Source organism: Methylobacterium sp. Ger2507 (assembly GCF_055231875.1).
The window spans coordinates 4,253,260-4,277,572 of sequence record NZ_JBUYVC010000001.1 but is presented as its reverse complement, the minus strand read 5'-3'; the positions used below and the strand labels follow the sequence as shown (position 1 = coordinate 4,277,572).

Genomic DNA, 24,313 nt, shown 5'->3' with positions numbered 1-24,313 from the left:
CATGCGGGGCGGGAGAAGCTGCAGATCTGCATCGGCGGGGTTCCTGTCGGACGCCTGGGCGTCGGTGCCGTAGAGTCGAAGCGCCGCGCGCCGTCCTTGTTCCCCTTCCGGACACGCATGGTGGCGTGGGCCGGGATGACTCGACCCACGCCGACCACAGGGAGACGCGAGTTGGCCCCACCCCCAGCGTGGGGAGAGGGCCAACTGGTTTGGCGGGTTACTTCGGCATCAGCACGCTGTCGATCACGTGCACCACGCCGTTCGACTGGTTCACGTCGGCCTGCTCGACGAAGGCGCCGCCGCCCTTCTGGTCGATCAGCGCGAGCCGGTTGCCGTCCATCTTCACCGTCAGGACCTGACCCTCGACCGTCTTCAGGTTGGCGTCGGCGCCGCCCATCTTCGCCTTAGCCATCAGCTCCTTGGCGTCGAGCTTGCCCGGGACGACGTGGTAGGTGAGCACGCCCGTCAGGGTCTTCTTCATCTCGGGCTTCAGGAGCGAGTCGACCGTACCGGCGGGCAGCTTCTTGAAGGCGTCGTTGGTCGGGGCGAAGACCGTGAACGGACCCTTGCCGCTCAGGGTGTCGGCGAGGCCCGCGGCCTTCACGGCGGCGACGAGGGTCGTGAGGTTGCTGGCCTTGGACGCGTTCTCGACGATGGTCTTGTCGGCCATCATGGGCGCGCCACCGACGATGGGGGACGTTTCGGCGAAGGCGGGAGCGGCCACGGTCAGGCCGATGGCGAGAACGGCGGCGTTCAGGGGCGAGCGCATCATGGGGAACCCTTTAGGTGAGATGAAGCTTCGCAAATCGAGGCTCATGCCATCCTTACGCACCGAATTGCCGAACGGTTTCAGCGTTCTGATCACAATAATTTCATAAAAACAGAGACATGACACTCGGTCATTCCCATAGCTGAAAGACTATCAATTTAGATTACGCATCTAAGTTACCTCTTGATATCGAGGCAGCCCATCCCATGGGCCATACACGATGCCGGCTTGTCCGGCCAATACTTCGAATGAAGCCGATCGATTGACATGAACGTTTCCTGAAGGGGCGCGTTGGACCTGCGAACCGGTCGACCGAGCGTCGGTCAATTACCCTCCAGGCTTCGCTGGTATTCCAGTCCGTTCAGGCCCCATTCCCGGAGATCTCCTTGTCCTATCGCACCCTCGCCGCCGCCCTTGCACTCACCTGCCTGTCGCTGCCCGTGCTTGCCCAGACCACACCGGCCGCGCCCGCACCCGGCACCGCGATGCCGGCGACGTCCGATACGGGCATGAAGATGGCCGACACCGCCACGGTGAAGCTGAAGTTCATGACTGTGAAGCCCGCCGACGTGATGTCCTCGAAGCTCGTCGGAACCACCGTCTACAACAACAAGAATGAGATCGTTGGCGAGGTCGAGGACCTTGTCATCGAGAACGGCAAGACCCTCACCGGCGTCGTTGTCAGCGTCGGCGGCTTCCTTGGGCTCGGCGAGAGCTACGTCGTGCTCGACCCCTCTTCGCTGGCTATCAACAACAAGGACGGCAAGTGGATGGTCCATGCCGACACCGACAAGGACACCCTGAAGAACGCGCCGAAGTTCGAGTATTCCAAGAAGAAGATGTGATCCCCGCAGAAAGAGGAGACCTAACCATGAAGCACACCATTCTCGCCTCGGCGCTCCTGGCTGGCCTCGGCCTCTGCGCCTTCAGCCTGCCCTCGGCCGCCCTGCCCATGAACGCCTCCGGCGTCACGGCCTCGGATGGCGGCGAACTCGTACAGGTCCGCATGACGCGGCGTCAGATGCGTCGTCACCGCATGATGCGCCAGCATCGCATGCGGCAGGGCTCGGCCAGCCGCGGCAACGCGAGCATGCCCTCGCGCAGCCAGTTCGGCGGACAGCAGTACGGCGGAACGTCCGGTGGCCCGCGTCGCTGATATCAGCGTGATAGGTCTGCGCGGTCCGTGACGGCGCCAATAGCCCTTTAAAACGCCGCCGGATGGCACGCCCGCCACCGGCGGCTTTCCCATGACCCACGGTTCTCATGATTTTCTCGGAAGCGCTCGGGCGCCTCGAAGGACTGGGGCGCTCGGCCGCCGCCCTGCTGCCGGGGCTCGCCGTCGCCCTCGTGCTGTTCGGCCTCGGCCTGCTGGTCGCGCGCGGGGTCCGTGCCGCCGTTCGCCGCGCCGCCACGTTACGGGAGGCCTCGCCCGGGTCCGCCTCGGTGCTCGGGCGCATCGCCGGCGGCATGACCATCCTGGTCTCGTTCCTGGTGGCGGCCTCGGTCGCCTTCCCCTCCGTCTCGGCCGCCGACCTGTTCAACCTCCTCGGCATCGGCGGCGTCGCCATCGGCTTCGCCTTCCGCGACGTGCTGCAGAACCTGCTGGCCGGCATCCTCATCCTGCTGACCCGACCCTTCGTCATTGGCGATCAGATCCGGGTCGGATCGCACGAGGGCACGGTCGAGGACGTTTGGGTGCGGGCGACGGTGCTGCGCACCTACGACAACCAACGCGTGCTGATCCCGAACGCCACGCTGTTCGTCGACAAGATCACCGTCATCACCGCACACGACAAGCGTCGGCTCGCCTTCCCGCTCACCATCGGCAACGGGGACGACATGAAGGAGGCGCGGCGCGTCATCGTCGAGGCCCTTCGCGGGACCGAAGGGGTCCTGGCCGACCCAGCCCCGGAGGCGCTGGTCACCGGTCTCGGGGCCGCCGGCGTCGACATGACGGCGCGCTTCTGGATCGACCCGCCTCGGCGGCGCGACGCGATGGACGCCCTCGACCACGCCATCTCCAACGTCAAGGACGCGCTCACCGCAGCCGGCATCGACCTGCCTTACCCCACGAGCCAGGTTCTCCTGCACGACCAGACCGAGGCGTCGGATGGGGACCGCACGCGCCAGCGCGAGGGCTGGCCCGCCGGCAAAAGCCCGCCGCGGGCGCGGTGGCAGGTGCTACGCGCGGATCGTGACAACGTCCGACGTGAGAACTCCGAATGCTGGGGTTCGGAAGCAAAGGATGAACCGGCATGAGGGCACGCCTACGCGCCTGGATCGAATCTTTGGGCGACCAGTTCTGGCTTCGGCCCGCTCTGATCGTCCTTGGCTGCATCGGCCTCGCCCAGCTCGGGATCTGGCTGGAGACCGCCCATGTCGCCGGATACGACGCCTCCTCGCCGAACAAGAACTGGGGCTATTCCGGAGGCGCCGAGGGGGCCCGGGCGCTCCTGAGCGCGGTCGCGTCCTCGACCATCGGGGTCGCCGGCACCACTTTCTCCATCACCATCGCGGCCCTGACGCTGGCCTCCGGGCAGATGGGCCCGAGGCTGCTGCGCAACTTCACCCGTGACGCCCGCAACCAGATCGTCCTGGGTATTTTCCTCGGCACCTTCGCCTATGCGCTCATGGTCCTGCGCACCGTGCGAACGGTGCAGGAGAGCCCCTTCGTCCCGCACCTCGCGATCACGGGGGCCATGCTCCTGGCGCTCCTCTCCCTGGCGACCCTGGTCTGGTTCGTCCACCACATCGCGGCCAGCATCAATGTCGAGACGGTGGTCGATGCGGTCCATCGCGACCTCTGCGCCGCCGTCGAAGCCCGGACCTGTGAAGCGGCCGGCATGACGCTCCCGGACCGGCTGCCCATCAGCGGCGGAGTCTCCATCGACGCCAGCGGCTACCTCCAGGCCGTGGACGAGGATGCCTTGGCCGACTGGGCGCAGGAGCACGGTGCGACCGTCGCCCTAAGGGTGCGGCCCGGCGATTATGCGCCAAGCGGGTTACCCGTCGCGTTTCTCCCCGCCGGTATCGCGAATGCGGAGGTGGCGCTCGGGCGAGCCCTGACCTTCGGGCGCCGCCCGGCCGCCCTGCAGGACCTCGAATACTCGATCCGGCAACTGGTCGAGATCGCGGTCCGGGCGCTTTCGCCCGGTATCAACGACCCCTTCACGGCCGGCAGCGTCGTCGACCATCTCGGCGATGCCCTGTGCCGGGTGGCATCACGCCATCTACCCACCGGTGCCGTCGTCCGGGACGGCCGGGTGGTGCTCGTCCTGCCCGTGACCGATTACGACGGCCTGTGCGATGCCATGTTCCACATGATCCGCCAGAACGCTGCCGGATCGGTGCATGTCCTCGCCCGGCTGCTCGACGTGCTCACCCGCGTCGCCGAGGTGGAGCGCCTCAAGGACCGGACCGCCGAACTCGCCCGTCACGCCGACCTCGTGGTCGCTGCCGCCCGGCGCGACGTCGCGGATCCCAACGACCTCGCCGACCTCGAAGCGCGACATCGCCAATTCCACGCCGTCGCGACCCCGTTCTCGCAAGCGCCCGTTTAAGAACATGCCCAGCGTCGGGCAATGGGTAACGGATTACCTGAGCGCCAAGCCAGTCTGCGCCCAGAAGGCGTAGTAGGCGACGATGATCAGCGCCGCGTAGGCCGGGGCCAGCAGCGCCCCCAGCTTGAGCAGATCCGTCGAGGTCCAGGCCGGCCGCTCCTCGACTTGGAAGATCAGCAGCGCTTTCGAGGAGACCGGCAGGGTGAGGCAGTAATCCATGCCCGCATTTGCCAGGAAGGCGACCGCGACCGGGTTGAGGCCGAGCCTGTCTGCGAGGAGTAGCAGGGGTGGCAGCAGGGCCACCACCCGCGCGGTGTGGGACACCATGTAGAGGTGCGCCGTCAGGCCGAGCGCCGTCAATCCGAGCAGGATCGGAAGCGTCGGGCTGTCGGGCCCGAGACCGCTTGCGGAAAGCGCGGAGCCGATCAGCCATTTCGCGGCGCCCGTCGAGATCAGGGCGCGGCCGAGCACGAGGGAGGCCGCGATGAACAGGACGAGCGACCAGTTCACGGCCTTCACACCGTCCTCCCAGTCGAGGACGCCGACGACAGGCATCGTCAGGATCACCGCGCCGACGACCGCCACGGTGGCGATGCCGAAGGGATGATAGCCCTCCGTCAGCCACAGACCCAGCATGGCGAGCACCACGGCCGCGGCCCGCCACTCCTTGGCGGACAAGGGGCCTGACGACGCCTCGATCTCCGCGACCTGCCGGGCGCGGGTCTCGGCGTCGAGGAAGAGGTAGCCGATCAGGAATGTCGTGATCAGGCAGGCGGCAACGCCGAAGGGCAGTCCCCAGAGCATCCATTGCCCGAAGCCGATGCTCTGGTCGGAAAGCCGCTCCAGCAGGTCGACGGTGACGAGGTGGGAGCCGGCGCCGGTAAGGCTGCCGATCGTCGAGAGCACGATGAGCGCCGGGATCAGCAGTCCGATGGCCTTGGCGAGGCGCGGGTCGTCGTCGGCCTCGGTGAGGCTGCGATGCAGCGGCAGGAGCACCGTGGCCCGCCCCGAGGTGGAGGGAATCAGGAAGGCGAGCGGGACGATGCCCAGGGTCAGGCGCCACATCAGCCCGCCGACGCTGGTCCCGCGCCCGGCGATCAGGGCGGTGAGCCGGCCCGCAAGCCCGCTCTTCTCAACCGCCGCGCCGAGCACGAAGGTGCCGATGACGAGCCAGACGACCTTGGAGCCGAGGCCCTCGATCAGCGCGCGCTGCTCGATGGCCCGGACCGCAACCAGGGACACGGCCGCGGCGACGGCGACATAGGCCGCGCTGAGTCCGGTCAGGACCCATAAGATGGCGGCGCCCCCGAAGGCCAGCATGGCCGCCCGCGCCGGCCAATCCAGGTCCTCCGGCAGGGTCACGGCGAAGGCCAGGGCCACAAGAAGTCCGGTGGCCGAAAGCGTCCGAGCGCTCGTCATCTGCATGGTTGACAGACCCGCGCCGGGACAAGCGACGGTGCGGCCGCCGTTCGGTCAGGGAGACACGTATCCCCGGACGCGGCATGCCAAGTGTCGAGGCGCTCCCTAAGACCTGGGAATGCCAAAAGGCCATGAAATTTCATTGGCGGGTCGGGTCCTTGGCCGCCAAGGTCTTCGATGACGTGGGGCAAACATGGGAAGGGCCCGCCTCGGCAGTGCTCGGCGGGCCCAGTGGGGTGGTTTCGCTCAGACGGCGTGCCTCAGCAGTTGTCGTCCTTGCCAAGGCCCTGGTTCGCGCCGGCGTTGTTCATGGCCCCGACCGTGCCCGGCGAAGCGGGCTGCTGGCCGCCGGCGAGGTTCTTGCTCGACGTACCGACGCCGTTGCCCTGGTCGTTCTTCGCCTCGGAGCCCGGCTTCTCACCGACCATCTGGTTGGTGCCGACGTTGTTCATGGCACCGACCGTGCCCGGCGAAGCGGGCTGCGGACCGCCGGCCAAGTTCTTGCTGGACTTGTCGACGTCCGAACTCTTCGGGTTCACATGGTCCGGCGTCGGGTCCTTGGAGCGCGTAGCTCCCGTGTTGCAAGGGGCCGCGAGGGCCGGCGCAGCCAAGGCCAGGGTGGCGACAGCGGCGAGAGCGAAGGAGCGCATCGACATATCCTCAGACTGTTGACGTTGTCTCCGACAAGCCTTCCGATACCATCGGGTTCCTATTCGGGATGGCTATCCGGGGGCTCACCAGGGCGCGTTGACCCGGTCCATCGCGATGATCCTCCCAAAACGCTGTGCTCGGGGTCATCAGTTCAGTCCCAGCTGCGACTTGCTCGTCAGTTGGCCATTGCGGAACGACAGGGTGAGGTTTGCACCGTAACGGCCGGTCCCTTGCCAGGCATAGGTCGTGCGCCGGGTCTCGCCGATGCTCATCCGGGTCACCGTCCGGCCGGGACAGCCCAGGATCTCGACGACCCGGTGGTAGGGCATGCCGTGCTTCAGGGCGCCGTAGGCCGCGCGGGTCGCGCGGCACTCGGACGCGGTTGCCGGTACGATTCCGAAGGCAAGGAGAACGGCCAGGGCGGCCGTATATTGAAGATTCGACATGGAGGGACCGGCGGGTGGGGTGGCGGGATTGGGGCGAAGACCGTGATGCCGCGCTCAGCCGGGCTCCTTCCGAGCCGGTGCGCCTGCATCCCCCGGTTCCCGGTCCGGCTCTCCATCCCCCGCCGGCCGCCCCACGACCGCGAGGCCCTGTTGCATCTCCTGAAGGTGATCGACCACGACGCGGTCGCCGTCCGAGAGGCCGTCAAGGATCGCGGTGTTCTCGCCGAAGGTGTCGCCGGTTGTGACAGGCTTCTGCTGAATCTTGCCCTCGGCATCGACCACGTAGACGATCTGCTGGGCGAGCTGGGCGTCGAGGGATGCGGTCGGGACCAGCAGCCTGTCCTTCGTGCCGGTCCGGATGCTGGCGCGGACGAACTGGCCCGGCAGGAAGCGCTCGTCGGCATTCGGCATCAGGGCCCTGACGAGGCGCCGGGCAGTCCGGGGATCGAAGCGGTTGTCGAGCTGGTAGATCTTGGCCTCGCGCACGGGCTTGCCCTGGGCATCCAGGACCGCGACCGTGACGCTCCCCTCCGTCATCGCCGCCCGGATCGCCTCCGAATCCTCCGCCGACAGCGCCATCTGGATGTCGATGGGATCGAGCTGAACCACCGAGACCAGTTGCGTCTGGTTCTCGATGACGAGGTCGCCGGGATTAATGGTCGAGAGGCTGGCCCGACCGTCGAAGGGTGCGTTCACGATGGCGTAATCGAGGTTCAGGTTCTGCCGGGCGATGGCGGCTTCCGCCCCCTGCACCTGGGCGACGGCCGAGGTCCGGTTCGATTGCAACTGCTGGAAGCGCTGCTCGGTGGCGTAGCCTTTATCGGCCAGGGATTCGGTGCGGTCGACCTCCGCTTGCGCGAAGGTGAGCTGCGCTTGCGCCTGCGCCTGCTGTGCCTTGGCCGTCTGGAGCGCCACCTCGAACGGGCGCGGATCGATGCGGAAAAGCACCTGCCCCTTCTTGACGTGTCCACCGGGCTCGAAGGGCCGCTCCGTCACGTTGCCGGTCACCCGCGCCTGGAGGGTGGCGTCCTGCTGCGAGATGATGGTGCCCGTATAGGTGAAGGCGATCGGAACCTGCGCCGTCCGGGCGATGACAAACCGGACTGCCAGGGGCGGCTCGTCCGGCTCGGCTGCGCGCTTGTCGGCGGTGAGCGGCAGTGCGGCCATCATCTGGTTCGGCGAGGGCCGTCCGGCCGCATACCATCCGCCCGCGCCCGCCAGCCCGGCCAGCCCTACCCCGATCCCAACCCTGACAGCTGCCCGCACCCGATGACGCTCCTGAGGTCGAAGGGCCGGACCTCCGCGTCCGCCCAGCGCCAGAGGAACACGCTTGAAGACCGGACGTTGCACCGCGGGGTCGACGATCGCGGCCTTCGAGCCCATCGCGCCGCAAGACCGAAAGTCACGATCTCGCATGTTCGCTCGCTTCGTCGACCGGCCGGTGCTCGCCGGCGTCATCTCCGTGCTGATCACGCTGATCGGAGCCGTCGCGGGCCTGACCCTGCCCATCGCGCAGTTTCCCGAGATTGCCCCGCCGATCATCAACATCCAGGCGACCTACCCGGGCGCCAGTGCGCAGCAGGCCTACGAGGCCATCGCGATCCCCCTCGAGCAGGAGATCAACGGTGCGCAGAATCTCCTCTACATCAGCTCCACCAGCAACACCGACGGCAGCGTCAGCATGGACGCGACCTTCGAGGTTGGCTCGGACCTCGACGCCGCCGCCGCCGAGGTGCTGACCCGCGCCAATCGGGCAGAGGCGAAGCTCCCGCCCTCGGTGAACGCGCAAGGGCTGGAGATCACGAAGAGCTCCCGCCAGCGGCTGGGCAACATCGTCCTCTATGCGGAAGAAGGCGCCCCCTACGACGAGTTGTTCCTCGCCAACTGGGCCGAGACACAGGTGATCAAGCCCCTGCGCCGGGTGCAGGGCATGGGCCGCATCGTCAACTTCTCGAACAAGCGCTACGCCATGCGGGTCTGGCTCGATCCGCTGAAGATGGAGGCGCTCGGCATCAGCCCCAGTGCCGTCACGGACGCCATCAGCCAGCAGAACGCCCAAATCACCACGGGCACTCTCGGCAAACCGCCGGTGGACCAGGCGACCGCCTTCGAACTGCAACTGGTGACGCAGGGGCGCCTGCGCCAGCCCGAGGAGTTCGGCAACATCCTCCTGCGCGCCAACCCGGACGGATCCGTGGTGCGCATCCGCGACGTCGCCCGTGTCGAGCTCGGCTCGGAGCAGTACGGCGTCCGGTCGAGCTTCGACGGGGCGCCCTCGGCGACCCTCGGTCTCTATCAGAACCCGGACGCGAACGCCGTGCAGGTGATGGACGGCGCGCGGGCCACCATGACCGACCTCGCGAAGCGCTTCCCGCCCGGCCTCAAGTACCGGATCGCCCTCGACCGCACCGAATTCGTCAAGGAGGCGATCTTCGAAGTCGTGCGGACCCTCTTCGAGGCGCTGGCCCTCGTGGTGATCGTGACTTACCTGTTCCTGCAGAACTGGCGCGCCACCCTGATCCCAGCGATCGCGGTCCCGGTGGCGCTGGTTGGCACCTTCGGGCCGATGGCGCTGCTCGGCTTCTCGTTCAACACCTTGAGCCTCCTCGGCATGGTGCTGGCCGTAGGCCTCGTGGTGGACGACGCCATCATCGTGGTCGAGAATACCGAGCGCCTGATGGACGAGGGGATGGCGCCACGCGAAGCGTCGCGCGAGGCCGTGACGGAGGTGGCCGGACCCGTCATCGCCACCACCCTGGTGCTGGCCGCCCTGTTCGTCCCGGTGGCCTTCATTCCCGGCCTTACCGGTAAGCTCTACAATCAGTTCGCCCTCACCATCGCCATTTCCGTATTGATCTCGGCGGTGGTCTCCCTCACCCTGACCCCGGCACTGTGCGGGCTGATCCTCAAGCACCGCGACGCGGAGGCGAAGGACGAGAGCCGTTGGCGCGCCCCCCTGCGCTGGTTCAACGCTATGCTTGAAGGTACCAGCCGCCGGCTTGTGGCGGCCATCGGCTGGCTCACCGGCCACGTCGCGCTGGTGGGCCTCGCCTTCCTGCTCCTCGCCGCCGTGACGGTGTGGATGACGATGCAGCGTCCCTCCGGCTTCGTGCCGGACGAGGATCAGGGCTACTTCTTCGCCGACGTGGTCCTGCCGAAGGGGGCCTCGGTGGCGCGCACCAACGCCATGGTCGATCGCCTGGGCGAGACATTGCGCGCGATTCCGAGCGTGGAGCACACCATCGGGGTGACCGGGCGCAGCATCCTGGCCGACGCCATCGCGCCGTTCTACGGATTCCAGATCCCGACCCTCAAACCCTGGGGCGAACGCGAGCAGAGCGTGAGCGACGTCATCGCGACGGTTCAGAAGCGCTTCAAGCACGATCCCGATGGGCAGGTCCGTGTGGTGAATCCATCGCCCCTGCCGGGCCTCGGATCACGCAGCGGCCTGACTCTGGAATTGCAGGACCGCAGCGGCACCGGCGGCCTGAAGCTGGCGCAGGCCGCCAACCGCTTCATCGCTGAGATGGAGACGCTGCCCTCCGTGGGCCGCGCCATCCCCACCACCACCTACGGCGTGCCGCAGATGCGGCTTGAGATCGACCGGGCCAAGGCCGAGCAACTCGGCGTGCCGCTCCAAAACCTGTTCGATACGTTGGGCACCTATGTGGGTTCGAGCTTCGTCAACCTCTTCAACCGCTTCGGCTACGTCTACCAGGTCTACGTCCAGAGCGAGGCATCGGGCCGGCGGACGATCCAGGACGTCGAGGCACTGACCGTGCTCAACAGCCGCGGCGAGCCCGTGCGGGTTGGCTCGCTGATCCAGACATCCTTCGTCACAGGCCCGACGGCAGTCCTATCCTACAACACCTACCCGACCATCGAGATCGCCGTGGACACGGCACAGGGTGCCAGTTCGGGCACCGCCATCGCGGCGATCGAGGCGCTCGCGGATGCCAAGCTGCCAACGATCTATGCAGTGGAATGGACCGACGTCGCCTATCAGGAGAAGATCGCCGGCGGCTACGCACCGCTGATCTTCGGCCTCGGTACGCTGATGATCTTCCTGCTGCTGGCCGGACAGTACGAGTCCCTGCGCCTGCCGTTCGTCATTCTGCTCGGGACGCCAATCGCCATTTTCGGCGCGGTGGGTTTCCTGGCGATCCGCGGGCTCGCCCTCGACATCTTCGGGCAGGTCGGCCTCCTGCTGCTCGTGGGGCTGGCCGCCAAGAACTCCATCCTGGTGGTGGCCTTCGCCGAGGACCTGCGCAAGCAGGGCGAGGACGTCCTGACGGCTGCGCAGGACGCCGCTCGCCTGCGCATGCGCCCGATCCTGATGACGTCCTTCGCCTTCATCATGGGGTCCGTGCCCCTCGCCATCGCCAGCGGCGCGGGCGCCAACGCCCGCATCTCCATGGGCACCGTCGTGATCGGCGGCCTCCTGGTGGCGACCTTCATCACCTTGTTCGTAACGCCGACCTTCTACGTCGCCTTCGAGCGCTTGCTTGGCAAATCCCCCACCTCGCGGGAGGAGACAGATGACACAAGGATGCCTCAGCCGGCAGAGTGATTGCCTGCCTCGAAGGAGATCCTGACGTACAAACGTGTCTCTCCGGAAAGGACACCCTTTGATCCGTCTGCTCAGGCGCCGTATCGCTTTGCAAGCAGCCATGCTGCTTTTGACCCCAGGCGGACGTTTCGATCGCGATCCATGCCAAGCATCTGGACAGACGTGGGCGCTTTCCTAAAACCGGCCCTTCAGTACAGCGACCGGTTGGTGGTGTCCCGCGAGCGCGGACGTCGTCCGAGGGCAGTCACGCCAATGCAGGGCCGCCCGACGGGATAAGATCGAGGCAAAGGGGGCTAGGATTGTCGGCGTCGCTCCCGATGCTACGTGCCAATTGCTGCGCGATCTCCTGCGTGCAAATGCGGCATCGACCGCGTCGGGAAAGTTGCTTTCGCCTCGAAGAGTATGACCGGATGCTTCTCCGCGAGGTCGTCGAGCTGGGTCAGACCGGTATCCGTCGCGCGATGGATGTCGATCGGGTTTGCATCCAACCTGAGCTTGCTGCGGTCCGTTGCCAACGTCTCGATCGCGTCGAGAAAAACGACGATCGGACCGGCTGATGCGGCTTCGCCTTCATCGGTGCGAACAGCTCGGAGACCGCCATCTAGGTTGTTCCCATAGCTGAGTAACCCAGCATATGAGGGTCCACTTCAAGCAACCTCATGCCTGTGGCCCTGAAGAATCGCGCGACCTTGTTGGCAAATTTCCGCGCCAAGGATGTTTCGCGGGTATCCGGCAGACCCATCAGCAAGATGATGCCGTGTAGCAGAAGCCCCGATCGCGCGATTTCACGCCAGCCGGTGAAGTTCAGCGCGGCTTGAGCGTGCAGCTGTTATTTGACTGCGACCTTGGCCATGATCGAGCCCGACAGCTGCTCGAGTCTTTAGTCCGTCAGATTACGTATCGTTTGAAAATTTTTGGGCAGCTCCAACTTCAACTTCTGGTAGTAATAGATAACTTTACCCACAGTCTGCAGTTCCACGCCAGGTTCCATGCAATCATCAGGGTAAAGCAATGCTCCTCCAGGCCAAACTTTCTTGGTTTGTTCTTCCTAGTATTTTTGGCCGGCCCCAAGTGGGCCGACCAAGCTATCAAGATCTACAAAGCCCCAGATCTCTGAAGTCGAAGCTCAATTGAGGCGACCCTCGCCTTCCGTTCCAAACAAGAGAAATGCCTTCTTCGTGCGGCCACCCAACTTCGAACCCAGAGATCTCGCATTTTGAGTAGTAGCCTTTGCATAAAACCTCGAAAGGGCGCTTCCAGAGCATTCTTTAGGTGCTGAAGGAACTTCCCAATTGTCTGAAACGACTAAACACAAATTTGGATCACAGCTACTCCGCCCGCATCCAGCTCAGCTGCACCCAGTTGTTCCGCCGCAGGTGTCGCACTTCAGGCAGGTGCCGTTGCGGACCAGGGTGAAGTTTGCGCATTCGGGGCACGCTTCGCCGACATAGCCCTTCATCTTTGCTTCGGCACGGCGGTCAGAGACCGATCGCTCCGGCTTGGCGAAGGGGAGGGCGTCGACCAGCGCTTCGGCGCGTCCGGCCGCAACCGGCTCGGCTTTCAGCGCCGTCGCGCCGCGCAAAGCGTGGACTACGCCACCGGCCGGCGACGTCTGGCCGGTGGAGGCCGCACCGACGCCAACCGTTCCGCCGGCCGGTCCACCCTGGATCAAGGTGAGACGGTCGGCTGACCCGCGCAGGAGGCCGCGGGACACCACACTGGCTGCGGTGGTTTCCGTCCGGGCAGGATCGCGGGTGGTGTCGGTCTCGCCGCCGCCGATCACCGTGCCGCCGATCTCGGATGGGTTGACGTGGGCGAGGTCGGCGCGGCCGAGATAGGACACGGCCAACTCGCGGAACACGTAGTCGAGAAGCGAGGTCGCGTTCTTGATCGCGTCGTTGCCCTGCACGAAGCCCGCGGGTTCGAAGCGGGTGAAGGTGAAGGCCTCGACATATTCCTCCAGGGGCACGCCGTATTGAAGGCCCAGCGAGATCGCGATGGCGAAGTTGTTCATCAGGCTGCGGAAGGTGGCCCCCTCCTTGTGCATGTCGATGAAGATTTCACCGAGGCGACCGTCATCGTACTCACCGGTGCGGAGGTAGACCTTGTGCCCGCCCACGACCGCCTTCTGGGTGTAGCCCTTGCGCCGATGGGGCATCTTCTCCCGCGACCGGATACGTTCGACGCGCTCAATCACCCGCTCGACAATCTTCTCCGCGACCTGCGCGGCCTTGGCGGCGGCCGGCGCTGCGGCCAGAGCCTCGATCATCTCGTCGGCATCGTCCTCCTCGTCGGCGATCAGGGCCGAATTCAGAGGCTGCGACAGCTTCGAGCCGTCCCGGTAGAGGGCGTTGGCCTTGAGGGCCAGGGTCCAGGACAGCTTGTAGGCGTTCTTGCAATCCTCGACGGTGGCGTCGTTGGGCATGTTGATGGTCTTGGAGATGGCCCCCGAGATGAAGGGCTGCGCCGCCGCCATCATACGGATGTGGCTCTCGACCGAGAGATAACGCTTGCCGATGCGGCCGCACGGATTGGCGCAATCGAACACCGCGTAGTGCTCGGTCTTGAGGAAGGGGGCTCCCTCAAGGGTCATCGCGCCGCAGATGTGGGTGTTGGCCGCCTCGATGTCTTTCTTCGAATAGCCGAGGAAGGGCAGAATCTCGAAGGTCGGGTCGGCCAGCTTCTCGGCCGGAACCTTCAGCACGTCCGTGAGGAAATCATCGCCCAGCGTCCAGCGATTGAACACGAACTTGATGTCGAAGGCCTGCTTCAGGCCAGCCTCGACGGCGGCGAGCTTGTCATCGGTGAAGCCCTTGGCGCGGAGGGAGCCCGGATTGATCGCAGGGGCTTGGCCCATCGACCCGTGACCGACGGCGTAGGCCTCGATCTCGGCGATCTCCGATTCGCGGTAGCCGAGCGTGCGCAGGGCGTCGGGCACTGCACGGTTGATGATCTTGAAATAGCCGCCGCCCGCGAGCTTTTTGAACTTCACCAGGGCGAAGTCGGGCTCGATGCCGGTGGTGTCGCAATCCATCACGAGGCCGATCGTGCCGGTCGGCGCGATCACGGTCGCCTGCGCGTTGCGGTACCCGTGCTCTTCGCCTAGCGCCAGGGCGCGGTCCCAGGCATGCTTCGCCCGCTCGGCGATGTCGGCCTGGGGGACGTTAGCGAGGTCAAGGGGTACGGGGGCGATCGACAGGAACTCGTAGCCCTCCGCCTCGCCATGCGCCGCGCGGCGGTGGTTGCGGATCACCTTGAGCATGGCGTCCGCGTTCTCCTCGTAAGCCGGGAAGGCTCCGAGTTCACCGGCCATCTCCGCCGACGTCGCGTAGGCGACACCAGTCATGATGGCCGTGAGGGCGCCGGCCAGGGCACGACCTTTATCCGAGTCGTAGGGCAGGCCCATGCTCATCAGCAGGCCACCGATATTGGCGTAGCCGAGGCCCAGCGTCCGGTAGCGGAACGAGAGTTCGGCGATCTCCTTGGAGGGGAACTGCGCCATCATCACCGATATTTCCAGCACCACCGTCCAGAAGCGGTTCAGGTGCTCGAAGGCGGCGACGTCGAAGTGGTTCGCGGCTCGGTCATACATCGTCAGCAGGTTGGCGCTGGCGAGGTTACAGGCGGTGTCGTCGAGGAACATGTACTCGGAGCATGGGTTCGAAGCACGGATCCGCCCGCCCGCCGGGCAGGTGTGCCAATCGTTCATCGTCGTGTTGAAGTGCAGGCCCGGATCAGCCGAAGCCCAGGCGGCCTCGCCGATTTTTTCCCACAACTCACGCGCCGGCAGCGTCTTCGTGGTCTTGCCGGTAGTGCGGGCCTTCAGCTCCCAAGGAGTATCGTTCTCCACGGCGCGCAGAAAATCGTCGGTCAGCGAGACCGAGTTGTTCGAATTCTGCCCGGCCACTGTGAGGTAGGCTTCGGAATCCCAGTCGGTGTCGTAGACGGGGAAGTCGATCTTGGTGAAACCCTGGCGGGCGAACTGGATCACCCGCTTGGTGTAGGAATCCGGCACCATGTCCTTGCGCGCGGCCTTCACGGCCTTTTTCAGGACAGGGTTACGCTCCAGGTCGAAGCAGGCGTCGCCCTCGGCCTCACACTGGGTGCAGGCCTTCATCACCGCAGTGAGGTGCTTGGAGACGATTTTGGAGCCTGTGACGAGGGCCGCAACCTTCTGCTCCTCCTTCACTTTCCAGTCGATGTACTGCTCGATATCCGGATGGTCGATGTCGACGATGACCATCTTGGCAGCGCGACGCGTCGTCCCGCCCGACTTGATGGCACCGGCCGCCCGGTCGCCGATCTTGAGGAAGGACATCAACCCGGAGGACTTGCCGCCGCCGCCGAGCTTCTCGTTCTCGCCGCGCAACATCGAGAAGTTCGAGCCGGTGCCTGAGCCGTACTTGAACAGGCGCGCCTCACGGACCCACAGGTCCATGATGCCACCCTCGTTGACGAGATCGTCCTGCACGCCCTGGATGAAGCAGGCATGCGGCTGCGGATGCTCGTAGGAAGAGGCCGACTTCGTCAGCTCGCCCGCGCGGTAATCGACATAATAATGGCCCTGCGCCGGCCCATCGATGCCGTAGGCCCAGTGCAGGCCGGTGTTGAACCATTGCGGGGAATTCGGCGCCACCATCTGGCGAGCGAGCATGAAGCGCAGTTCGTCGAGGAATGCCGACGCATCCTCCTCGGAACTGAAGTAGCCCCCCTTCCAACCCCAGTAGGTCCAGCACCCGGCGAGACGATCGAACACCTGCGTGGACGAAATCTCGGAAACGTAGCGCTCGGCTTCCGGCAGCTCGGCAAGGGCGTTCAGATCAGCCTCGGAACGCCACAGGAACGACGGCACGTCGTTTTCCTCGACCTTCCTGAGCGCCGCCGGCACACCGGCCTTGCGGAAGTACTTCTGCGCCAGGACGTCACTCGCCACCTGGGACCAGCTCTCCGGCACCTCGATGCCGTCCAAGCGGAAGACCGTCGAGCCGTCCGGATTGCGGATCTCGCTCAGCGTCTTGCGAAAGGGAATCGTCGCGTAGGGGGATTGCCCGGCCGTGGTATGGCGCCGCTCGAACCGCATGTAACCTGTCTCCCGAGCCACGCATCGGAGCGCGGCACCGTGTCCAAGAAGGAAGATGGCAAGCGTCCGCGACCGCTCGCGAAGCGCTGAACTCAGCAACGAAAATTCGGTGATCCGCCGGTGACGCGACAGCCTCGGCGATGTTCCGAAGGTATCCCGCCGAGGGGGCTCACGTCAATAACTAGTGTGCCGACTGCGTGTTCCCGGCTAGATGTAGTAGGATGGAGCTGAATCCTGTGGATATCCCGGAGGCCTTCGTAAGTGCCCTTTCGGCCTGAGAGATTCGCCTGCGAAAAGTTTTCCACCCACAGGCTGTCGGATCGCCACCTTCGTCGAAGGGATGGTTAACGCCTGGGGTGTGGGATTTCCGCCTCATTCGCAGCCACCGACCCGGTCTCGGAGGGGGCCACGGCGACTGGACTTACGGGGGGCACCTCACCATAGTCCCGCCGACACTCGATGGCGGGGTTTCCACGCCCCAATCAGGCGAACGCAATGGCTCTCAAGGACACGCTCCTGCGGATTTTCACCTGGTGGAACGGGCAGACCATGTCGCTCGCGCTGTACACGGCCCGGCGCGGGCAGCGGGTCGGCTCCGACGATCACGGCAACGTCTATTATCGCGCACAGGGAGCGCTCATTGATCGCTCCGTGGGAACCGAACGGCGCTGGGTCGTCTATAACGGCTACGCCGACGCCTCGAAGGTCCCTCCCGGCTGGCGCAGCTGGCTCTGCCACAACGGCGATGTGCCACCGAGCGAGGAGACTTACACGCCACGCGAGTGGCAGAAGCCTCACGTTGAAAATCTCACGGGCACGAGCGGTGCCTATCGGCCCCGCGGTTCGCAGCTCAATGTCGGCCAGCGACCGGCGGCGACCGGCGATTACGTTCCATGGAGCCCGGGCAACTGATCCCGAACGCCCGGCATTCGGGACGCCGCGGCCCTTTTTCCACCAATCTTCTCAGGCCTAACCTCGCCCTCGCACCGCCGCTCCGATGAGAGCGCAGCCGAGAGGGGGCGCCCGTGAGCCGCAGCACAGCAGGATCGTACCGCCCCGTGGTCAAGCGCCTTATCCTCGCGTCGATCGCGACGGGCCTGCTCGCCGTTCCGGCTTCCGCCGACAAGATCAAGAACCCGACTGCGGTGTTTTCCGGCCTCGACAAGATCACCGGGCGTATCGTCTCCTTCGAGGTGGCTGTCGACGAGACGGTGCAGTTCGGCGCCCTGCAATTGACGCCGCGCGTCTGCTACAGCCGGCCACCGACCGAGAGTCCGAAGACCACGGGATTCCTCGAGGTCGACGAGGTGACGCTCGATAACAAGTACCGTCGCATTTTCACGGGCTGGATGTTCGCCTCGAGCCCGGGGCTCCATGCGATCGAACATCCGATCTACGATGTCTGGCTCGTTGATTGTAAGGGCGGTGCTGATGTGATCGCCGAGGCGCGCGAGCAGGAAGACGTGCCGGCGATGGCTTCCAAGCCGGAGAAGACCCGGCGTCCGAAGGGCGGGCAGGACGCGACGCGCACCGCCCAGCAGGTCAACCCGAACGGGCAGGTGGATGTGGAAGCGCCGCGCGGTGTGCCGGTGCAGCCCAAGCAGAAGCCATCACGGAAGTTCTTCCCGTCGAACGAGGGTCCGGCGGCCGCTCCGCCGCCGCCGCAACAGCCGCAATCGCTGTTCGACGCCCTGTTCCGCTAAGACATCCGCGGAACGCAGCGCACTCAGCCCTCTCCGAGCGCGGCCAGGGCCTGCCGTCCACCGACGGAGCCGTCCCCTGGCCAGACGTCCCAATCGGCTGGCTGGAGAATCGCCTCGGCGAGTCGCCGCTTGTAGATATGGCGTGGCAGTTCTTCGGCGCCGAACTGCGTCAGGTGATCGGTGACGAACTGGGTGTCGGCGAGGCGGTAACCGCCTGCCCGCAGGCGCGCCACGAGATGGACAAGCGCAACCTTCGAGGCATCGCGCACCGTGTGAAACATGCTCTCCCCGAAGAACGCGGCCCCGAGGGACACGCCGTAGAGGCCGCCGACCCGCTGACCTTCGAGGAAGACCTCGACGGTGTGAGCATACCCGGAGTCGAACAAAGCGCCATAAAGTTCACGAATTCGACCATTGATCCAGGTTCGCTCGGCATCGCCGCGTGGAGCGGCACAGCCGGCGATCACCGCATCGAAATCCTGGTCGGTCCGAACCTCGAACACGTCGGAACGCACCGTCCGGGCAAGCCGCTTCGCGACATGGAATCCGTCGAGGGGCAGAACCCCCCGCGCGCGCGGCTCGACCCAGTAGATGGCCGGGTCGTCCGCATCCTCCGCCATCGGGAAGATCCCGGCCGCATAGGCCTTCAGCAGGATCTCGGGCGTGATCTCAACACGGTCGCTATCGTACATGCGATGATTTTGAAACGGAGCTGCGCGGAAGGCCAGGGGCGGTGCGTCCGACAGGGATTCAAATAAGGAAAAAGGGCGAAGCCTTGCGGCTCCGCCCCGACCTGGACGAGGAACGTTCGCGTGTCTCAGTTGCTCGGACCGCCGGACGTGGTCCCAAGGTTTGGCACAGTGCGGTTCGGCTGCTCAGCATTTCCACCCTTGGCCGAATCATCGACGATCGCTTCGCGGTTCGAGGTGTAGGGCGCCTCGACGACCGAACCGGTGACGTTCATGTCGACGCGGCCATCGACGTTGCGATAGGCGCCATACGTCGACGGGTTGTCGATCGGACCACGGGTGGTGCCGCCGGCCTGCGGAACCGCACGCTCGGGCTGGCCGACGTTGCCGGACGGCGACTGGGCGAGGGCTGCGGTGGCGATAAGCGTTGCGGCGACGAAGCTGAGGCTGAAGGTGCGCATGGACGTCTTTCGGTCGTTAGGAATACTCAGTCGCTGACGTGGAGAATTGCCGCTGAGCACCCTTGGCTCACAGCGTCTCCGCCAGACTGACGTGGGGTGAGAAGCCGTGAACCCTCAATGCGTTCCGGTGAATGTTTTGCTGGCAATGTGTCGCAGATCCACGCAATGGACGAATCCGAAATCATTCCCAGGCGAATCAAAACGAGCCTTAAACGCTCAGTTCGCAGCGTTTTGCAGCGGTGATGCGGATGACGACGATATCTTTCGCGTCACTTGAAGGACGTTCAAGCACAACCTAGTTGTGCGCAATCTCACACGAGATTCAGCAATCCCAGCCGATCCGATGACCAAGATCAAAAAAACCGGCCCCGTAAGGAGCCGGCTTTCAAGAGAGGATCGGTCGCGGGATGAGGAGCGAAGAACGCCTCAGCGGGCTGGGCCGCCTGACGTGCTACCGGTGTTCGGAACGCTCCGGTTGGTGTCGTTCGCGTTGCCGCCCTTCGCCGAGTCCACTGCACCAGCTCCATGACTCATGCCACGCTCGCCCACCGGTGCGGTGGCGCCCTCCGCCGGTGCCATGCCGCGTGTGGAGGGATTGTCGATCGGACCCTTCGTCGTACCTTCGGCTTGCGGCACAGCGCGCTCGGGTTGGCCGACATTTCCAGAGGGAGACTGCGCCAGTGCAGGACCGGCAAGCAGAAGACCAACGATCAAAGAAATATCGAAGCGCACAGGAGAACGTCCTTGTGATGAAGCTGGTACCCCCCGGGACGAGACACCAGTGCAGCGGATAGACAAGAAACCGGCCTCCCGCCAACGCGTTCCGCGGCTCTCCGCCACCGGCGCTTCATGTGCTTGCCTGCCTAGGGCTCATCGAGGCCACCATCGGCCAGAAACCCCTCCAGCCAATGGATATCGTAATCTCCGTTCTGGACATCCAGGTTGCGAACCAGGGTCCGGAAGAGCGGCAAGGTGGTATCGACGCCGTCGACCACGAACTCGTCCAGAGCCCGGCGCAGGCGCATCAGGCACTCGTTGCGCGTGCGGCCATGCACGATCAGCTTGCCGATCAGGGAATCGTAGTTCGGTGGAATCCGGTAGCCCTGGAAGACAGCCGAATCGACGCGAACCCCAAGGCCGCCGGGTGGATGAAAGTAGGTGATCAGACCGGGTGAGGGTCGGAAGGTCGCTGGATGCTCGGCATTGATCCGGCACTCGATGGCGTGACCTTCCACCTTGATCTCATCCTGCGTCACCGACAGAGGCAGGCCGGCCGCAACACGGATCTGTTCGTTCACGAGATCAATCCCGGTGATCATCTCGGTTACCGGATGCTCGACCTGGATGCGCGTATTCATCTCAATGAAGTAGAACCGGCCATCCTCGTAGAGAAATTCTACCGTACCAGCGCCGAGATACTTGAGTTCCTGCATCGCGCGGGCGCAGATGCCGCCAATCTCGGCCCGCATCTCAGCGTCGAGGACCGGGGATCCGCCTTCCTCCCAGACTTTCTGATGCCGTCGCTGCAGGGAGCAGTCGCGTTCGGCCAGATGCACCGCATTGCCGCGTCCATCCCCGAGCACCTGAACCTCGATGTGGCGCGGCTTCTCGAGATACTTTTCCAGGTAGACCGCATCGTCACCGAAGGCCGCTTTGGCCTCGGTCCGGGCCATGCCGAGCGCCTGTTCGAGATCGGCCTCGGTCCGGGCGACCTTCATGCCGCGCCCGCCACCACCGGAAGCGGCTTTGACCAGGACGGGGTACCCGATCTCAGCCGCGATCCGCTTGGCTTCCTCGGGTTCCTCGACGCCGCCCTCCGAGCCGGGAACGCACGGAATACCGAGACGTTTTGCGGTGCGCTTGGCCTCGATCTTGTCGCCCATGATGCGGATATGCTCCGCCTTAGGACCGATGAAGCCGATATTGTGATGGGCGAGCACCTCGGCGAAGCGGGCATTCTCGGAGAGGAAGCCGTATCCGGGATGAACCGCGTCGGCCCCGGTGATCTCGCAGGCGGCGATGATCGACGGAATGTTGAGGTAGCTGTCGCGGGCCGCCGGTGGGCCGATGCAGACGCTCTCATCGGCCAGACGCACGTGCATCGCATCGGCATCGGCCGTGGAATGGACCGCCACGGTCGCGATTCCGAGTTCCTTGGCCGCGCGCAGGATGCGCAGGGCGATTTCGCCCCGGTTGGCGATCAGGATCTTTTCGAACATGGGTGCGGCCCGGCTCACTCGATGACGAGGAGAGGTTCGCCGAACTCGACGGGTTGCCCGTCCTCGACGAAGACGGCGGTGACGGTGCCGGAACGAGGAGCGACGATCTCGTTGAAGGTCTTCATCGCCTCGATCAGGAGGAGTTTCTCGCCCGCCTCAACCTTGGACCCGACATCGACGAACAGCTTCGCTTCCGGCGACGGGCGGCGATAGGCGGTACCGACCATGGGGGAGGGTACGGCCCCCGGATGCCCGGCGCCGGCCTTGCCGCGATCGACCCCGCCGCCCGGACCCGGAGTGGCGAGGGGAGCCGAGACGGCTGCCATCGCGGGAGCCGGCGCAGGCGCGGCAACCTGCACCTGGACCGCTTCAATGCGGCGGGCGACGCGGATGCGCAGATCGCCCTTTTCGACCTCGATCTCGCTGAGATCGGTCTCGTTGATCAGCTTGGCGAGCTCGCGGACGAGCTCCGGATCGAAGGGGTCGTTCTTGGACATCGGCTCGGTCGTCTTCAGGTCAGGCGCAGGGTGCGGCTAGGATCGACGGGAAATGACGCCGCCATGCGAGACTCGCAAGGCGGCGACGGATCGAATGCGGAGGACGGGTGGGTTCAGCAGTTCGCGTGGCCGCACTGGCGCACGTCAGAAATGGTCTTACGGATCGGCTCGACGCCCAACGCACCCCGGATAACCTCGTCGCCGATGATGAAGGCGGGGGTCCCCGTAAGGCCGAGCTTGTCGCCGAGCCCGACGTTCTCGGACAGGGCAGCCTGCACCTCCGGACCTTGCGCATCCTTGAGCAGGCGGGTGACGTCGAGACCCATTTCCTTGCCAACGGCCAGCGCGCGTTCGCCGTTCACCCCACCCTTGAGTTCGAAAAGTTTGGTGTGGAATTCGAAGATCTTATCCCCCTTGAGCTGCTGCTTGGCGGCCAGCGCGATCTTGCTCGCCTCCAGCGACCCGGCACCAAGAACGGGAAAGTCCATGAGGACGACGCGAAGCTTCGGGTCGCCCTTGATGAGCGCCTGGATGTCCGACAGCGCCTTACGGCAATAACCGCAATTGTAATCGAAGAATTCGACCATCGTGACGTCGCCATTCGGGTTGCCCGCGACCACGCCATGGGGTGAATTGATCAGGGCCTCACGCGCCTCCTTGAGTGCGGCAGACTGAGCAAGCTCCTGCGTCTCCTGCTGGCGGCGCTCACTTTCCACGATCGCCTCCTGCAGCACGTCCGGGTTCTTGACGAGATAGTCCTTGATGATGCCCTCGATCGCTTGGCGCTGAACGTCCGTGAACGCAGCGGCCGGAGCGGTTTGGCTCGGAGTGGTCTGCGCCGAGGCGACACCTAGGGTGCCGGCAATAAACGTGGCGCAGAGTAGGGAACGGAAGAGGGGCATACGTCCTCGCGGGGCGGGACCGGTCAGGCGTAGGCCGGCCATCGGGGGGCATCTCAATTCGACATGCGGTTAGCGGCCGGGTTAGGCGTTTTCGCGGCGGGCGGTCAATCGTGGAATGGCGGGTTTGTCCCAGGTCCTGCGCAGGGGCTATGACGGGGCGGATGACACAAGCTCCGATCCTCGCTCCGAAGTTCTCATCGCAGCGCGCAGCCCGCGTTGCGCCGTTCCTGGCCATGGACGTGATGTCGGCCGCCGCAGCGCGCGAGGCGCGCGGGGAGGGCGTCGTCCATATGGAGGTCGGCCAGCCCTCGGCACCGGCGCCCCGAGCCGTGATCGCGGCAGCGCAGGCTGCACTTGCGAACGGCGCTTTGCCCTACACCCAGGCCCTGGGATTGCCCGCTCTGCGCGAGCGCATCGCGCGCCACTATACGGAGACCTATGGAGTCGCGGTATCACCGAGCCGCATCGTGGTGACCACCGGCTCGTCGGCGGCCTTCGTGCTGGCCTTCCTCGGGCTGTTCGATGCCGGCGCCCGCATCGCGGTGCCGCAGCCGGGCTATCCGGCCTATCGCAGCCTGCTGCATGCCCTTGACCTGGTCCCGGCGCCCCTGGTTCTGCAAGATGCCGACCGGTTCGCTCCGACCGGCTCCGCCCTGCGGGCGCTGCACGAACGCGAAGGACTGTCGGGCATCCTGGTGATGAGTCCGGCGAACCCATCCGGCACGGTGATCGAGCCCGAACGCCTCGCTGACCTTTGCGCCACGGCCCGGGCGCTGAACCTCCGATTCATCTCCGATGAGATCTATCATGGGCTCGCCTACGGCGTGCCGACGGAGACCGCCCTGCGCTACGATGACGAAGCGATCGTCATCAACTCGTTCTCAAAGACCTGGTGCATGACCGGATGGCGCATCGGCTGGATGGTGGTACCGGACTGGCTCGCCCGTCCCGTCGAGCGGCTGGCCCAGAACCTCTACATCTCACCGCCATACTTATCGCAGGTGGCTGCACTGGCTGCCTTCGACGCGGTTGAGGAGGTTGAAGACGTGCGGGCGGGCTATGCCGCCAATCGAGCGCTGCTGCTCGACGCCTTCCCGGGTCTCGGACTCGGGCGGACACATCCAGCCGATGGCGCCTTCTATCTCTATGCCGATGTCTCCAACCTGACCAACGACTCGGTCGCCTTCTGCCGGCGCATGCTCGACGAAGCGGGGGTTGCGGCGACCCCGGGCTTGGATTTCGACGCACAGGATGGGGGCCACCACGTCCGATTCTCCTTCGCCGGCTCCAACGCCGATTGCGTCGATGCGGTGCGACGCCTCAAGGCGTGGCTGCGCTGAAACGCAA

At 65.3% G+C, this 24,313-nt stretch carries 20 protein-coding genes; 8 read left to right on the top strand and 12 right to left on the bottom strand.

The genetic code is table 11. The annotated features are described in order from the left end of the window. Positions 1 to 217: 217 nt before the first annotated feature. Positions 218 to 769, bottom strand: coding sequence for a fasciclin domain-containing protein (locus tag ACV7NL_RS19795; RefSeq protein WP_463357174.1), 552 nt, complete (start codon positions 767 to 769; stop codon positions 218 to 220). A 386-nt stretch (positions 770 to 1,155) separates the two neighbouring features. Between ACV7NL_RS19795 and ACV7NL_RS19790 the strand changes: the two genes are divergently transcribed. The 4 genes from ACV7NL_RS19790 (at position 1,156) to ACV7NL_RS19775 (ending at position 4,329) form a co-directional block, all read left to right on the top strand. Beyond that, a complete protein-coding gene (locus tag ACV7NL_RS19790; protein WP_463356611.1) occupies positions 1,156 to 1,614 on the top strand; it encodes a PRC-barrel domain-containing protein in 459 nt (152 codons plus the stop codon). Positions 1,615 to 1,640: 26 nt separating this feature from the next. Then, entirely contained in the window at positions 1,641 to 1,925 is a 285-nt protein-coding gene (locus tag ACV7NL_RS19785) for a hypothetical protein (RefSeq protein ID WP_056184286.1), read from the top strand. Between the two features lie 107 nt (positions 1,926 to 2,032). Beyond that, on the top strand, positions 2,033 to 3,028 hold the full coding sequence (locus tag ACV7NL_RS19780; RefSeq protein WP_463356610.1) for a mechanosensitive ion channel family protein: 996 nt from the start codon (positions 2,033 to 2,035) through the stop codon (positions 3,026 to 3,028). Further along, on the top strand, positions 3,025 to 4,329 hold the full coding sequence (locus ACV7NL_RS19775; protein WP_463356609.1) for a DUF2254 domain-containing protein: 1,305 nt from the start codon (positions 3,025 to 3,027) through the stop codon (positions 4,327 to 4,329). The genes ACV7NL_RS19780 and ACV7NL_RS19775 overlap by 4 nt, the downstream gene beginning before the upstream one ends. Before the next feature lie 33 nt (positions 4,330 to 4,362). On the opposite strand, the gene ACV7NL_RS19770 is transcribed toward ACV7NL_RS19775, so the two are convergent. The 4 genes from ACV7NL_RS19770 to ACV7NL_RS19755 all read right to left on the bottom strand — a co-directional run bounded on the left by ACV7NL_RS19770 (position 4,363) and on the right by ACV7NL_RS19755 (position 8,111). Further along, the gene (locus ACV7NL_RS19770) at positions 4,363 to 5,754 is read right to left on the bottom strand and encodes an SLC13 family permease (protein ID WP_463356608.1); all 1,392 of its coding nucleotides are present in this window, start codon (positions 5,752 to 5,754) and stop codon (positions 4,363 to 4,365) included. A 254-nt stretch (positions 5,755 to 6,008) separates the two neighbouring features. Further along, positions 6,009 to 6,404, bottom strand: a complete 396-nt coding sequence (locus tag ACV7NL_RS19765; protein WP_463356607.1) for an exopolysaccharide production protein YjbE — start codon at positions 6,402 to 6,404, stop codon at positions 6,009 to 6,011. A gap of 141 nt (positions 6,405 to 6,545) precedes the next feature. Beyond that, positions 6,546 to 6,845, bottom strand: coding sequence for a DUF3862 domain-containing protein (locus tag ACV7NL_RS19760; RefSeq protein ID WP_463356606.1), 300 nt, complete (start codon positions 6,843 to 6,845; stop codon positions 6,546 to 6,548). Positions 6,846 to 6,899: 54 nt separating this feature from the next. Next, a complete protein-coding gene (locus ACV7NL_RS19755; RefSeq protein WP_463356605.1) occupies positions 6,900 to 8,111 on the bottom strand; it encodes an efflux RND transporter periplasmic adaptor subunit in 1,212 nt (403 codons plus the stop codon). 148 nt (positions 8,112 to 8,259) lie between these two features. Between ACV7NL_RS19755 and ACV7NL_RS19750 the strand changes: the two genes are divergently transcribed. Then, positions 8,260 to 11,415: an efflux RND transporter permease subunit gene (locus ACV7NL_RS19750; RefSeq protein WP_463356604.1), complete on the top strand. Its 3,156-nt coding sequence runs from the start codon at positions 8,260 to 8,262 to the stop codon at positions 11,413 to 11,415. Between the two features lie 320 nt (positions 11,416 to 11,735). Here ACV7NL_RS19750 and ACV7NL_RS19745 read toward each other — a convergent pair whose 3' ends face one another. After that, positions 11,736 to 11,930 (bottom strand): hypothetical protein, encoded by a 195-nt coding sequence (locus ACV7NL_RS19745; protein ID WP_463356603.1) that lies wholly within the window; start codon positions 11,928 to 11,930, stop codon positions 11,736 to 11,738. Positions 11,931 to 12,763: 833 nt separating this feature from the next. Continuing rightward, positions 12,764 to 16,495, bottom strand: a complete 3,732-nt coding sequence (locus tag ACV7NL_RS19740; RefSeq protein WP_463356602.1) for a vitamin B12-dependent ribonucleotide reductase — start codon at positions 16,493 to 16,495, stop codon at positions 12,764 to 12,766. 495 nt (positions 16,496 to 16,990) lie between these two features. On the opposite strand from ACV7NL_RS19740, the gene ACV7NL_RS19735 reads away from it, so the two are divergent. Together ACV7NL_RS19735 and ACV7NL_RS19730 are read left to right on the top strand one after the other, a co-directional pair. Then, entirely contained in the window at positions 16,991 to 17,407 is a 417-nt protein-coding gene (locus tag ACV7NL_RS19735; RefSeq protein WP_056184269.1) for an NADH:ubiquinone oxidoreductase subunit NDUFA12, read from the top strand. Positions 17,408 to 17,553: 146 nt separating this feature from the next. Next, on the top strand, positions 17,554 to 18,198 hold the full coding sequence (locus ACV7NL_RS19730) for a DUF2155 domain-containing protein (protein WP_244476873.1): 645 nt from the start codon (positions 17,554 to 17,556) through the stop codon (positions 18,196 to 18,198). A gap of 23 nt (positions 18,199 to 18,221) precedes the next feature. On the opposite strand, the gene aat is transcribed toward ACV7NL_RS19730, so the two are convergent. The 5 genes from aat to ACV7NL_RS19705 all read right to left on the bottom strand — a co-directional run bounded on the left by aat (position 18,222) and on the right by ACV7NL_RS19705 (position 22,966). Continuing rightward, a complete protein-coding gene (gene aat / locus ACV7NL_RS19725; RefSeq protein ID WP_463356601.1) occupies positions 18,222 to 18,890 on the bottom strand; it encodes a leucyl/phenylalanyl-tRNA--protein transferase in 669 nt (222 codons plus the stop codon). A 125-nt stretch (positions 18,891 to 19,015) separates the two neighbouring features. Beyond that, positions 19,016 to 19,348, bottom strand: a complete 333-nt coding sequence (locus tag ACV7NL_RS19720) for a hypothetical protein (RefSeq protein WP_156376029.1) — start codon at positions 19,346 to 19,348, stop codon at positions 19,016 to 19,018. Positions 19,349 to 20,211: 863 nt separating this feature from the next. Next, the gene (accC, locus tag ACV7NL_RS19715; RefSeq protein ID WP_056184260.1) at positions 20,212 to 21,567 is read right to left on the bottom strand and encodes an acetyl-CoA carboxylase biotin carboxylase subunit; all 1,356 of its coding nucleotides are present in this window, start codon (positions 21,565 to 21,567) and stop codon (positions 20,212 to 20,214) included. Positions 21,568 to 21,581: 14 nt separating this feature from the next. Continuing rightward, on the bottom strand, positions 21,582 to 22,064 hold the full coding sequence (gene accB / locus ACV7NL_RS19710) for an acetyl-CoA carboxylase biotin carboxyl carrier protein (protein WP_056482066.1): 483 nt from the start codon (positions 22,062 to 22,064) through the stop codon (positions 21,582 to 21,584). 113 nt (positions 22,065 to 22,177) lie between these two features. After that, positions 22,178 to 22,966: a DsbA family protein gene (locus ACV7NL_RS19705; protein ID WP_463356600.1), complete on the bottom strand. Its 789-nt coding sequence runs from the start codon at positions 22,964 to 22,966 to the stop codon at positions 22,178 to 22,180. A gap of 161 nt (positions 22,967 to 23,127) precedes the next feature. Here ACV7NL_RS19705 and ACV7NL_RS19700 point away from each other — a divergent pair, with 161 nt between their 5' ends. Continuing rightward, on the top strand, positions 23,128 to 24,306 hold the full coding sequence (locus ACV7NL_RS19700; protein ID WP_463356599.1) for a pyridoxal phosphate-dependent aminotransferase: 1,179 nt from the start codon (positions 23,128 to 23,130) through the stop codon (positions 24,304 to 24,306). Positions 24,307 to 24,313 lie beyond the last annotated feature (7 nt).

Bases quoted from the DNA above. Each gene is read 5' to 3' on its own strand.
- ACV7NL_RS19780 (WP_463356610.1), top strand. From the start codon at position 2,033: ATGATTTTCTCGGAAGCGCTCGGGCGCCTCGAAGGACTGGGGCGCTCG.
- accC (WP_056184260.1), bottom strand. From the start codon at position 21,567: ATGTTCGAAAAGATCCTGATCGCCAACCGGGGCGAAATCGCCCTGCGC.
- ACV7NL_RS19785 (WP_056184286.1), top strand. From the start codon at position 1,641: ATGAAGCACACCATTCTCGCCTCGGCGCTCCTGGCTGGCCTCGGCCTC.
- accB (WP_056482066.1), bottom strand. From the start codon at position 22,064: ATGTCCAAGAACGACCCCTTCGATCCGGAGCTCGTCCGCGAGCTCGCC.
- ACV7NL_RS19735 (WP_056184269.1), top strand. From the start codon at position 16,991: ATGGCTCTCAAGGACACGCTCCTGCGGATTTTCACCTGGTGGAACGGG.
- aat (WP_463356601.1), bottom strand. From the start codon at position 18,890: ATGTACGATAGCGACCGTGTTGAGATCACGCCCGAGATCCTGCTGAAG.
- ACV7NL_RS19750 (WP_463356604.1), top strand. From the start codon at position 8,260: ATGTTCGCTCGCTTCGTCGACCGGCCGGTGCTCGCCGGCGTCATCTCC.
- ACV7NL_RS19765 (WP_463356607.1), bottom strand. From the start codon at position 6,404: ATGTCGATGCGCTCCTTCGCTCTCGCCGCTGTCGCCACCCTGGCCTTG.
- ACV7NL_RS19700 (WP_463356599.1), top strand. From the start codon at position 23,128: ATGACACAAGCTCCGATCCTCGCTCCGAAGTTCTCATCGCAGCGCGCA.
- ACV7NL_RS19775 (WP_463356609.1), top strand. From the start codon at position 3,025: ATGAGGGCACGCCTACGCGCCTGGATCGAATCTTTGGGCGACCAGTTC.
- ACV7NL_RS19760 (WP_463356606.1), bottom strand. From the start codon at position 6,845: ATGTCGAATCTTCAATATACGGCCGCCCTGGCCGTTCTCCTTGCCTTC.
- ACV7NL_RS19705 (WP_463356600.1), bottom strand. From the start codon at position 22,966: ATGCCCCTCTTCCGTTCCCTACTCTGCGCCACGTTTATTGCCGGCACC.
- ACV7NL_RS19795 (WP_463357174.1), bottom strand. From the start codon at position 769: ATGCGCTCGCCCCTGAACGCCGCCGTTCTCGCCATCGGCCTGACCGTG.
- ACV7NL_RS19720 (WP_156376029.1), bottom strand. From the start codon at position 19,348: ATGCGCACCTTCAGCCTCAGCTTCGTCGCCGCAACGCTTATCGCCACC.
- ACV7NL_RS19770 (WP_463356608.1), bottom strand. From the start codon at position 5,754: ATGCAGATGACGAGCGCTCGGACGCTTTCGGCCACCGGACTTCTTGTG.
- ACV7NL_RS19740 (WP_463356602.1), bottom strand. From the start codon at position 16,495: ATGCGGTTCGAGCGGCGCCATACCACGGCCGGGCAATCCCCCTACGCG.